This window comes from Haloechinothrix salitolerans, from assembly GCF_042662605.1.
Lineage (GTDB): Bacteria > Actinomycetota > Actinomycetes > Mycobacteriales > Pseudonocardiaceae > Haloechinothrix_A > Haloechinothrix_A salitolerans.
The window spans coordinates 4,054,481-4,066,666 of sequence record NZ_JBHSXX010000001.1 but is presented as its reverse complement, the minus strand read 5'-3'; the positions used below and the strand labels follow the sequence as shown (position 1 = coordinate 4,066,666).

Below are 12,186 nucleotides of genomic sequence, written 5' to 3'. Positions count from 1 at the left end.
TCCGTTGTCGGCGCCGCGACGTACGCTGGTGCCGTGGCTGATCTGTCCACCACCCGTCACGCGTCCCTGTCCCGTGGGACGTCGCGCAGCGGCTCGTTCCGCCCGTCGCCGGGGAGCATTCCCGACGCGCCGGGCGTGTACAAGTTCCGCGACGCCCATGGCAGGGTTATCTACGTCGGCAAGGCCAAGAGCCTGCGCAGCAGGCTGAGCAGTTACTTCGCCGACCCCGCTGGGCTGCACCCGAGAACGCGGCAGATGGTGAACACGGCGGCGGATGTCGAGTGGACCGTGGTCACCACCGAGGTCGAGGCGCTCCAGCTGGAGTACAACTGGATCAAGGAGTTCGACCCCCGGTTCAACGTCCGCTATCGCGACGACAAGTCGTATCCGGTGCTCGCGGTAACGCTCAACGAGGAGTTCCCGCGCCCGCATGTGTATCGGGGGCCGCGCAAGAAGGGCGTGCGTTACTTCGGCCCGTACGCGCACGCGTGGGCGATCCGGGAGACGCTGGACCTGCTGCTGCGGGTGTTTCCCGCCCGCACCTGCTCCAACGGCGTCTTCCGCAGGCACAAGCAGATCGGACGACCCTGCTTGCTCGGCTATATCGACAAGTGCTCGGCGCCGTGCGTCGGCGACGTGAGCCCCGAGCGGCACCGAGAGATCGTCGAGCAGCTGTGCGACTTCCTCGCCGGGCGCACCGAAAGCATGGTGCGCGAGCTGGAACGTGAGATGGCCGCCGCCTCCGAGTCGCTTGATTTCGAGCGCGCCGCGCGGCTGCGGGACGACATCGGCGCGTTGCGCAGGGCGATGGAGAAGCAGGCCGTGGTGTTCTCCGACGGCACGGACGCCGACGTCGTCGCGTTCGCGCACGACGAGCTGGAAGCGGCGGTGCAGGTGTTCCACGTGCGTGGCGGCAGGGTGCGCGGCCAGCGTGGCTGGGTGGTTGACCGCGACGAGGTGCCGGGTGAACAGGACGGCGAACAGGACGTCACAGCCGTGCGCGCCCAGCTCGTCGAGCAGTTCCTCGCCCAGTTTTACGGCGAGCAGGCCGAGCTGGCGGCTGAGGCCGAAGGCGCGGGCCCGCCGGTCCCGCGCGAGGTGCTGGTCCCCGCGCTGCCGGAAGACGCCGATGCCATCGCGCAGTGGCTGTCCGGTCTGCGGGGCTCGAAGGTGCGGCTGCGGGTGCCGCGACGTGGTGACAAACGCGCGCTCGCCGAGACCGTGGAGCGGAACGCGAAGGAGGCGCTGACCCAGCACAAGCTGCGCAGGGCGTCCGACCTCAGCTCCCGCTCGGCCGCGCTGAACGAGCTGCAGGATCTCCTTGGGCTCGATACCGCGCCGCTGCGGATCGAGTGCATTGACATCAGCCACATCCAGGGCGCGGACGTCGTCGCGTCGCTGGTGGTGTTCGAGGACGGTATCCCGCGCAAGTCGGAGTACCGGCGGTTCGCGATCAAGGAGGCGGCAGAGAAGGGCGACGTCGCCTCGATCGCGGAGGTGGTGCGCCGTCGTTTCGCCCGCTACCTCGCCGAAGCGGAGGCGCCGTCCGGCACCACGGGCACCGCGCGCGCCGCCGAAGACGAGACCGACAATCCCGGCACCACGGACGCTCCCGAGCCGCCGGACCCGAAACAGCGCAAGTTCGCCTACCCGCCGAACCTGCTTGTCGTGGACGGCGCGGGCCCGCAGGCCACGGCCGCCGCCGACGTCCTTGGTGATCTCGGCATCACCGACATCGCCGTGATCGGGCTCGCCAAGCGGCTGGAGGAGGTGTGGCTGCCAGGCGACGAGTTCCCGGTCATCTTGCCGCGCACAGCTGAGGCCTTGTACCTGCTGCAGCGGGTGCGCGACGAGGCCCACCGGTTCGCGATCCGGTATCACAGGGACAAACGAGCCAAGCGCGTGCGAGCATCGGAACTTGACGCCGTGCCTGGGCTGGGGAAGGCCCGCAAGGCCGCGCTGATCAAGCACTTCGGTTCGGTCAAGAAACTCAAGCAGGCGCGAGTCGCCGACATCGCCGAGGTCAAGGGTTTCGGCCAGGCGACAGCGGAGACGGTCTACGCGGCACTGCACGGCACAGGGCAGGACACACCGCGGGATCCGCAAGACGAGGACGGACAACAGTGAACATGAGCCAGAACACGATGCCGGGTGGCGGCGACTCCGACAACTCGGGTATGGAGGTCGCGGTTGTCACCGGTCTGTCGGGCGCGGGGCGCAGCACGGCGGCGAAGTGCCTTGAGGACCTCGGCTGGTTCGTCGTCGATAACCTGCCGCCTGAGCTGATCACCACCATGGTGGAGCTCGGCGCGCAGGCGCGCGGCGCGATCACGAAGGTCGCCGTGGTGATGGACGTCCGGTCGCGGGCGTTCACCGACGATCTCGCCGCTGTGATCAAGGAGTTGGACGCGCAAGGGTACAAGCCGAGGGTGCTGTTCCTCGAGGCGACCGACGAGGTGTTGATCCGGCGGTTCGAGCAGGTGCGGCGGACCCACCCGATGCAAGGCGACGGCAGACTCTCCGACGGCATCGTCGCCGAACGCGCGCTGCTCGCGCCGCTGCGGGACGAGGCGGACGTCGTCGTGGAGACGTCATCGCTGTCGGTGCACGACCTACGCGCCAAGATCGAGGAGACGTTCGGCAGTGAGGCGAGCCTGCGCACCAAGATCACCGTGTTGTCGTTCGGCTACAAGTACGGGCTGCCCATGGACGCTGACCTCGTCGTCGACGTCCGGTTCCTGCCGAACCCGTTTTGGATCCCCGAGCTGCGCGACTACACCGGGCTCGACAGCGAGGTGAGCAACTACGTGTTGACCCAGGAGGGTGCCGAGGACTTCTTGACCCGCTACCAGGAGCTGCTGCGGATCGTCGGTGCCGGCTACCGGAGAGAGGGCAAACGCTACCTGACGCTGGCGGTCGGGTGCACCGGCGGCAAGCACCGCAGCGTCGCGATGTCGGAGGAGCTCGCCCGGCGGCTCTCGGCGGAGGACGACTCGCTGTCGGTCAAGGTCGTGCACCGGGACCTTGGCCGTGAGTGAGAGCGGTGACGCGACCGACGCGGGCCGGATCAGCGGTGCGTCGGGGCGCCCGCTGCGAGCTGTTGCCCTTGGCGGTGGCCACGGCCTGCACACCACCTTGTGCGCGCTGCGGAAACTGACCGCGGACGTCACCGCCGTGGTCACGGTCGCCGACGACGGTGGCTCTTCCGGCAGGTTGCGCAGCGAGCTCGGCGTGCTGCCACCGGGTGATCTGCGGCAGGCGCTGTCGGCGCTGGCGACGGCGGAGGACGGCGACGCGCTGTGGGCGCGGGTGTTTCAGCGGCGGTTCGGTGGCAGCGGGGCGCTCGCGGGCCACGCGGTGGGGAACCTGTTGCTCGCCGGGCTGTTCGAGGAGGTGGGTGACCCGGTCACCGCGCTCGACGAGGCGTGTGCGCTGCTCGGTATCGCCGGGCGGGTGGTGCCGATGTCGGTCGACCCGCTGTGCATCGAGGCCGAGGTGTCGGGACTGAACGGCAGCGACGAGCCGAGCATCATCCGTGGTCAGGTCGCGGTGGCCAGTACCCCCGGCAGGGTGAGACGAATCTCGCTACACAACGCGCGGGATCGGGACGCGGAGCCGCAGGCATGCGCGGCGGCGGTGACCGCGGTGCGGGAGGCGGACCTCGTCGTGCTGGGACCTGGGTCCTGGTTCACCAGTGTGTTGGTGCACGTCATGTTGCCCGATCTGCGCGATGCGCTGGTTCGAACGGCGGCGCGTAAGGTGGTCGTGCTGAATCTGGTGCCGCAGCCAGGGGAGACTGCTGGGTACTCGCCGGAGCAGCACGTCGATGTCCTGCGCGCGCAGGCTCCCGAGTTGCGCGTGGACGCGGTGATCGCCGATCGTGGGTCGGTTCCCGCACCCGCGCGGTTGTACCGTGCCGCCGACGCGGTCGGGGCGCGGGCGGTGCTCGCCGACGTGGCTGACCCGAGCGTGTCCGGTAGGCATGCTCCGGATGCGCTCGCGGCGAGTGTGCGAGAGGCTTTCGGGATTCGTGCGGGACGTGATGGCGCGTAACGCGGGAGCGGGGAGTGCCGAAGACCGCTCGCGGGGTCGAGCGAACCACTGAAAGGGTGAGCGAAAGGAAGTGGAGAGGCAATGGCGATGACCGCCGCCGTCAAGGACGAGCTGAGCAGGCTGGAGATCACCAAGATCGGGCCTAGGCGTTCCGAGGTGGCGTCGATGTTGCGATTCGCGGGGGGCCTGCACATCGTGAGCGGCAGGGTGGTCGTCGAGGCCGAGCTTGACACGGGCTCGGTCGCGCGCAAGCTGCGTAAGGAGATCCACGAACTGTACGGGCATCACTCGGATGTCCATGTGATCTCGTCCGGTGGGCTGCGAAAAGGCACTCGCTACGTCGTGCGTGTCGTTAAGGACGGCGAGGGGCTGGCGCGGCAAACGGGTCTGATCGACCAGCGGGGACGTCCGGTGCGGGGTCTGCCCGCCGCGGTGGTGTCCGGCGGCATCGCCGACGCCGAGGCGGCATGGCGGGGCGCGTTCCTCGCACACGGCTCGCTCACCGAGCCGGGTCGCTCGTCGTCGCTGGAGATCACCTGCCCTGGGCCCGAGGCGGCACTGGCGCTGGTCGGTGCCGCGCGCCGGATCGGCATCCAGGCGAAGTCCCGCGAGGTCAGGGGAGCGGACCGTGTCGTCGTCAGGGACGGCGACGCCATCGGAGTGCTGCTGACAAGGCTCGGCGCGCACGCGAGCGTGCTGCGCTGGGAGGAACACCGGATGCGACGCGAGGTGCGTGCCACGGCGAACCGGCTGGCCAACTTCGACGACGCGAACCTGCGTCGCTCGGCGCGGGCGGCGGTCGCCGCCGCGGCACGGGTGGAGCGTGCGATGGAGATCCTCGGTGAGAGCGCCCCCGAACATCTGCTGTCCGCGGGCAGGCTGCGGCTGTCCAACCGGCAGTCCTCGCTGGAGGAGCTGGGACAGCTCGCCGACCCGCCAATGACCAAGGACGCCGTCGCGGGCCGCATCCGCAGACTGCTCGCGCTGGCGGACAAGCGCGCCAAGGATCTCGGCATCCCGGACACCGAATCGGCCGTCACCGAGGACATGCTCGAAGCCGAAGCGTGACGGTCTGTCACCACCAGTAACGGTGAATGAACGCCGAATGCCCAGACCAGGTGCGGCGAGCCGCCAGCTGGCAGGCTACCGTCTGACGTCGTGCGTGAGGATGCGAGCGGGATGATCGACGGTGGCCTTGACGGCGGCCTTGCCCGCAGGCTCAAGGCGCTCGCCTGCACGGCCCCGTTGCACGACCTCGATGCCCGCAAGGCGAAGCTGGATTGGGCCGACGCCACGGCGTACCAGATGGCCGAGATCGCGTTGCACACGATCGATCAGGTCACCGTGGCCATGGATTTCGACACCGGCGCGGGCCACGAGGTGATCGTGCGCAGGCTGTTGCCGTTCATCGCCGCGCAGGCGCCACATAGAGACAAGGCTGAGCACGAGAAGGTCGCCCGGTGGGTGCTGGACAACCTGCTCAACGTCGGCACCGTTGATCGCGGCTTCCGCAGTATCTACGGCACGGTCGGGCCGGACGGTGCCTACGAGCGCAGGGCGTTCGACTTCAAGCTGCTGGTTGAGCTGTCCGCGCCCAACGGCGAGATCTACCTGCGAGCTACCGACGAGGCGATCAACGTGCTGGTGGGGGCGCTGGACACCGACGTAGAGTCGGCTCAGATCGCCGCCGAGGTGAAGCTGGAGAACCTGATCAAACGCGGCAGGTTGGCCGATGCCAAGCTGGCCGCCGAGCAGGCCCGCTACCGCACCGTGCAGTACGGCGAGACGCTGCGCACGATCCTGGACGCCACGCGGCGCGACGTCCGTTCCGTTGACTGGGAGCACGCCGTGCCCGAGCTGCTCGACTCCGCGCTGGAGCACATTGAGTCGCGGTTCCAGGCGGAGAACGCGATCTTGCGCAACATCACCAAGGCGCGCGACGAGGCGGAGGACCCTGGTCGTAAGCGCAGCGCGGCGGAGCTGGTGGAGATCGTCACCGACTGCATCACCCGTCACACCCAGCTGCAGGCCCGGCTGCAGGCCGCTGGCGCGTACTTCCGCGCGGAGCAGGACCGGCAGCAGTTCGCCGGACCACCTCGGAAGGGCGGCGTCGACGTCTTCGGACAGCTGCTTGTGCCGACGCTCGGCTTGGCCATGGGGAAGGCGAAGGCACCCGTTGAGGCGTACTTCCGTGCCGCGAGCGGGCCAAGTACCCCTGGCGTCGCGACCTTGCCGTCACTGGTGTCGATGCTGCTGCGGCCCGCGCCGGAACGGAGCACGCTCGTCGGGGAGCTGCCGGAGCCGGAGCTCGCGCCCGCCGAGGACGCCGATCGGTTCAGCGAGCAGCACTGGCGCCGCGCCGACGAGCTATTGGATCTCGCCGAGGTGCCGCGCAGGCTGTCCGGGCTGCTGGAGGAAGCCAGGGAGATTGACGCCGATCTGGCGCGGCTGATCGCGCTGCGGGTGCTGCACGCCTACAGCCCCGAGATCGGCGGGGCGGTGCGCACCGGCGAGACCACCGCGTTGATCGCCGTCGACGACGGCACTCCACTGGACGACCCGGAGTTCGGCGGCGCCGACCTGTTGGTCGCCACGGCGGTGTTGTCCGAGGAGTTGGCAGCCGTCCCCACCAACGCCGAGGAGGTCGCGTGAATTCACCACGGGAGACCGCCAAGGACGCCGAGTCGGCCGCACGCCTGATCGCCTATGGGCTTCGGCCGAAACAGCTGCCCGCCCGCGACGCGAGCTACGCCGAGCTGGTGCGCCGTTACGGCGAGGACCGCGAGTTCACCCAGCTCACCCAGTCGGTCGCGGCAGGGCTCGGGCTGATGGTGCTCGACGTCAGCCACCAGGCGGGCGCGGTACTGGCCGCCACGGACGAGTCCGCGTTCGAGATCAAGATGGACAGCTACGCGCGGCAGAGCAAGATCCGCGAGCGACGCGAGACCGAGAAGGTCATGCACGGCATCGTCCATCTCGCGGTGGCGGCGCTGGCGTTCCCGCGCCCTGACGACCTCGGCAACGACACCTACGTCGGCAGGGTCACCGTCGACCAGGTGGACGCCGTGGTGCGGGAAGCGTGCCGCATCCTGGACGAACGCGCCGAGCAGGCGGAGGCGAACGGCGACCCGCCTTCCGACGCGCCCGAACTGGAGCAGGCGTGGCGTGCCTACGCGCGACGGCCAGAGACAGCCACGACCAAGGACGGCAGGCTCTCTCCTGACACCACGCGCGGCATGATCAGCAGGGCGCTGCGGTTCCTGTCCGAGCAAGGTTTTCTGGTGCACGTCAGCGCCGACGACGGCGGTACGTACCGGACGACGCCGCGCTACCAGGTGCAGGTGCGGGAACTGGCGGCCGATGCCGCGTTCACCGAGCTGCTTGAGCTCGACGTGGTGGCGGTCTCGGGCGAGGACGGGTCACTGCGCGCGGGCACCACCGGGACGTTGTAGCGGACCGCGAGGCGTTACCGGGCTCGCTCGGAGCATTAGAGGACCACTAGGACAACGAGGACCACCAGGGCCCACCAGGACACAGTAGGAGCGGCGATGTACGAGCTATCCCGGGTGCGGTTGCATTCCGTCGGCCCAGCGGGCGCGCGGTACCAGGACGTCGTACTTGACCTGAGCGGGGTGGGGGAGCCGGTCAGCTCGCCGTCACAGGAGGCGCTGTTCAGCGCGGGCGTGCACCTGAACGATGAGCAGGCTGGCCCACCGAGGCGGCCGTCGCCCGCGAGTGTGCTGTTCCTGGAGAACGGCGGCGGCAAGTCGGTGCTGATCAAGCTGATCTTCTCGGTGATGCTGCCTGGCCGCAGGCAGGTCGTCGGAACCACCAACACCCGCGTGCTGGAGAAGTTCGTCGGCGCCAAGGACGTCGCGCACGTGGTACTGGAGTGGCAACACACCCAGACCGGGCAGCGGGTGATCACCGGAAAGGTCTCGGAGTGGCGCGGGCATGTCGTCTCGTCCGATCCCGCCAACCTGCTCGACGCCTGGTATTGCTTCCGGCCCAGCGTGTCACTGCAGCTCGATTCGCTCCCGCTCACCGAGGACAACCGGTTGCTGACGATGTCGGCGTTCAAGGACCAACTCGACGCGCATTACCGCGAGGCCACCGAGATCGAGCTGTTCTGGACCCGCAAGCACCACGAGTGGACCGAACACCTCGGCATGATGGGCCTGGACACCGAGCTGTTCCGCTACCAGCGGGCGATGAACGCGGGAGAGGGCGAGGCCGCGGATGCGTTCTCGTTCGGGACCGATGAGGCGTTCGTGGAGTTCCTGCTGCGGGCGGTACTCGACGAGCAAGCGCCCGCCGACTTGGCGGACGTGGTGCGCAACTACGCCGACAGCCTGAGCCAGCGCGGCGAGCTGATGAACGAGCGCGATTTCGTGTCCGGCGCACTGGAGCTGCTGGCGCCGCTGGTGGAGGCCGAGTCGTTCGCGGCGGCGTCTCGTTCGCTCGCGGAGACGGCAGCCAGGGAGGCCGGTGAGTTCGCCGCCGCCGTCATCGCGAGGGACGCCGCGGAGAAGGAACGTCTGGGAGGGCTGTCGCAGCAGGTCGAGGAGCTACGCGACGCCGAACGACTCGCCGAGGGTGATCTGCGCAGGCGCAACGCCGTGGTGACCGAGCTGCGCAGGGTCGTAGCCGGACTGCGGCTGGACGCGGCGCAGGCGGATTCCGACCGGCTCGCCGAGCAGGTCGCCGAGGCTCGGACGACGGCGCGCGCGTGGCGAGCGACGTCGACGGTGCTCGGTCACATGGCCGCCGCGCGCAAGGCGGACGCGACCCGCAAGTTGGTGGGCAACCGGGAGCAGCGCGCGCAACCCGCGCTGGCGGCGAAGGAAGAGGCGGCGACGGCGCTGGCACGCGGGTTGCTCGCCATCGCCGAGAACGCGGGGGCTGACGCGGACGCCGCCGAACGTGAGGCCGACGAGGCGCGTGCCGCCGCCGACGAAGCGCAGCGCGAGCGTGATGCCGCGACGAGGACCGCCGCTGAGCATGGCGCTCGCGCGGACTCACTGCAGGTCCGTATCGACGAGGTCAACGACAGCGTGAGACAGGCGGTCGCGGCGGGCACGCTGCCCAGCGGTACCGAGGTCGCCGACGCCGAGCGGCAGGCTCGCGCGGCCGCCGAGGACGCCGAGTCCGCGCTGATGCGGGCCGAGCGCGAGCTGGAACGGGTGGAAGCAGAGCTCGCCGAGGCCCAAGACACCCTGCATGGGCTCGACCAGCGGCGGTCGGCGGCCGAGAGCGCGCGGGAGAGCGCCGATGCCGAGCTGGCGACCGCGCGGCGCAGGGCGGAGACACTGGCCGCCGAACCGAGGCTCGCCGAGGTGCTCGGTGTCGATGATGTCCGGCTGGATACCGACCTGGAGTCGCTGCGGGCGCGCCTGGCGGAGGCGCGCGGTGATACCGAGCGCGCGCAGACCGAGTTGTGGGTCGCGGCGTCGAACGACGAACGTGCGCTGGCCGCGCTCGGCAGTGGAGGACTGCTTCCCGCGCCCGACGACGTCCGCGAGGCGTTGGACCTGCTGGAACAGCACGGCATCACCGCGTGGTCCGGGCTGCGGTTCCTGTCCACACTGGACGCCGAGCGCAGGCGGGCCGCACTGCTGCGGTACCCGCACCTGGTGTCCGGTGTGCTCATCAACGACCCCGCGAGGCTGGCGCAGGCCGAGCAGGTGCTGACCGAGGCGACGCTGCTACCGAGCGCTGTGCTGGCGGTCGGGGTGACCAGCACGCTCACGGCGGACGGCGGCTCCGGCGAGACCTCCCACCTCACCGACGCGCTGGCGCCCGGAGCGAGCTTCGTCGTGCCGCCGAACCCCGCGCTGTATGACGAGGACGCGGCGGAGGAGACTCGCGAGGCGATCGCGGCGCGGCAGTCGCGGCGACAGGAGGAACTGGCCAGGTTGGGGGAGCGCGCGGAGGGCGATGCCGCGCTGGAGTGGAAACTGGCCGCGTGGCGGGAGGACTATCCCGCTGGTGCGCTGACCACGCTGGCGGAGCGGGCCGACGCCGCCAAGTCCGAGCACGACGCCGCCGTCGCCGCCGCGCGTGAGCAGCGTGCCACGGTCGACCGGCTCGCGGAGCGGCGGGCGGAGCTGCGTGCCGAGATTCCCGGTCTGCGCGACACCGCACGGCAGGCCGCGGCCGACCTGGGTGCCATCAGTGAACTGGCCACCGCCGCCGCCCGGATCGGGCAGTGGACGGCCGACTGCGCCGCCGCGCGGGAGGCGGCCGAGCAGGCACGGCAGGAGGCCGAAGCGGCGGAGGCCTCGGCGGTGCGATGGCGGGAGCGAATCGCGGAGGCGCAGCGAAAGGCCGACGAGCACAAGCGGACGGCGTCCAGCGCGCGAGCGGAACTCGCCGAGGTACCCGGTGGTGGCTCGGTGAGCACCGACCAGCCGGTGCCGGAAGAACCGGTCGCGGTACTGCGGCAGAGCTTCGCGGCGGCAGCGGCCGCCTACGCGAAGGTGGAGGTCGGCAATGACCTGCGTGCCGAGCTGGATCACGCCGAGCACGCCGAGGCGACCGCACGCGCCGCGCTTGAGGCGCTCGACCCGGACGTCCGGATGCTGGCCACGAAGCTGCTCGACACCCCGGACGGCTCGGACGCGGCCGCGCGGGAAGCGGCGGAACGCCGAGCGGAGCGGGCGCTGCAGGCACTGGAGATGGAACGCGGCGACGCGATCGGTGTGCTCGCGGCTCGCAGGGCGGAGTACGAGGCGCTGCCCGCCGCGCCGTCCGTGCTTGACTCGATGGAACGACCCAGTTCCATCACCTACGGTATGGACCTGATCGAGTCCGCGACGGAAGAGGCCTCGTCCGCAGCGCGCGAGGTGGAGGAACTGCAGACCGCCCGCGCCGAAGCCGAGCACGCGTTGCGGACAGCGGAGGCGGCCGCGACTGGTTTCGGCATGCTCGCGGAGTCGCTTGCGTCCGTAGCGGAAGGACATGCGGGCGATGACGTCAGCCCCTATGACGGTGACGTCGACACCGCACGGGAGCGCGCACAGACCCTGACCGGCAAGCTCAGCACGGCACAAGCCGCGGTGACTGACGCCGAGAGGACGATGCGCGGTTACGTCGACGAGCTGGTGCAATACGCGGCGGAGAAGCGTTTCGAGCAGCTGAGCAGCCCGGTGCGCAGGCAGATCATCTCGGTGCGTCGCGACTCGCTACCCGAACACGCCGAGGAGTGGGTGGCCGCGCTGCGGCCCCGGTTGCGCACGCTGACCGGCGATCTCGACCAGATCGATCGGCACCGTTCAGGGATCGTGACCCGGCTGCAAGGCATGGTCGAAGGCGGCTTGCGGGTGCTGCGGGCGGCACAGCGGTTGTCGCGGCTCCCGGATGGCCTCGGTGACTGGTCCGGCAGCGAGTTCCTGCGCATCCAGTTCGCGGAGCCGGACGAGTCGCAGCTGGCGGAGCAGCTGGGCGAAGTCGTCGACGAGGCGGCCGCCGCACAGGTGCGGGACGCGAAGCGTGGTAAGGGCGGAAAGGACGGTAAGAACGACGGGATGTCGCTGCTGCTGCGCGGTGTGCGGGCGGCGGTGCCGAAGGGGTTCCGGATCGACATGCTCAAGCCGGACTCGGTGCTGCGTACGGAACGGCAGCGGGTGTCGGAGATCCGCGACGTCTTCTCTGGGGGCCAGCAGCTCACGGCGGCGATCATCCTGTACTGCACGATGGCCGCGCTGCGGGCTAACGACAAGGGTCGCCTGCGTGACCGGCATTCCGGAGTGCTGTTCCTCGACAACCCGATCGGCCGTGCCTCCGCGGGTTATCTGCTCGAACTGCAGCGCGCGGTCGCGGAGGCGCTCGGGGTGCAGCTGATCTACACGACGGGCCTGTTCGATGCCGGAGCGTTGAGTGAGTTTCCGTTGATCATTCGGATGCGCAATGACGCCGATCTTCGTGCTGGCCGCAAGTACCTCTCGGTCGACGCCACGATCCGCAACCATCTTGATGGTCTCGGCGACGAGGACGGTGTCGCCCGGCTGTCGGCGACAAGGGTGTATCAGCGCACGGGGTGACCGGGCCTGGCGGTCGGGCGCGGCGGCCACGGTGCGGGCCGCGTACACGCCACATCGCCTCCGCTACCCGCGAGAACGGGTCACGGAGGCG

Annotated in this window: 7 protein-coding genes; all 7 read left to right on the top strand. The window is 70.0% G+C overall.

Annotation, left to right across the window (positions count from 1 at the left end; all coding sequences use genetic code 11):
• The first annotated feature begins 42 nt into the window (after nt 1-42).
• Complete coding sequence (gene uvrC, locus ACFQGD_RS19250; RefSeq protein ID WP_390183372.1) at nt 43-2,127, top strand: excinuclease ABC subunit UvrC; 2,085 nt, start codon at nt 43-45, stop codon at nt 2,125-2,127.
• Nucleotides 2,128-2,177: 50 nt separating this feature from the next.
• Complete coding sequence (gene rapZ, locus ACFQGD_RS19245; RefSeq protein WP_345390108.1) at nt 2,178-3,038, top strand: RNase adapter RapZ; 861 nt, start codon at nt 2,178-2,180, stop codon at nt 3,036-3,038.
• A gap of 52 nt (nt 3,039-3,090) precedes the next feature.
• Entirely contained in the window at nt 3,091-4,053 is a 963-nt protein-coding gene (locus ACFQGD_RS19240) for a gluconeogenesis factor YvcK family protein (protein WP_345390111.1), read from the top strand.
• Between the two features lie 81 nt (nt 4,054-4,134).
• Entirely contained in the window at nt 4,135-5,121 is a 987-nt protein-coding gene (gene whiA, locus ACFQGD_RS19235) for a DNA-binding protein WhiA (protein WP_345389992.1), read from the top strand.
• A 111-nt stretch (nt 5,122-5,232) separates the two neighbouring features.
• The gene (locus ACFQGD_RS19230; protein WP_345390114.1) at nt 5,233-6,705 is read left to right on the top strand and encodes a hypothetical protein; all 1,473 of its coding nucleotides are present in this window, start codon (nt 5,233-5,235) and stop codon (nt 6,703-6,705) included.
• Nucleotides 6,702-7,505, top strand: coding sequence for a hypothetical protein (locus tag ACFQGD_RS19225; protein WP_345389995.1), 804 nt, complete (start codon nt 6,702-6,704; stop codon nt 7,503-7,505). The genes ACFQGD_RS19230 and ACFQGD_RS19225 overlap by 4 nt, the downstream gene beginning before the upstream one ends.
• A 96-nt stretch (nt 7,506-7,601) precedes the next feature.
• Nucleotides 7,602-12,095 (top strand): hypothetical protein, encoded by a 4,494-nt coding sequence (locus ACFQGD_RS19220; protein WP_345389998.1) that lies wholly within the window; start codon nt 7,602-7,604, stop codon nt 12,093-12,095.
• The last annotated feature ends 91 nt before the right edge of the window (nt 12,096-12,186 follow it).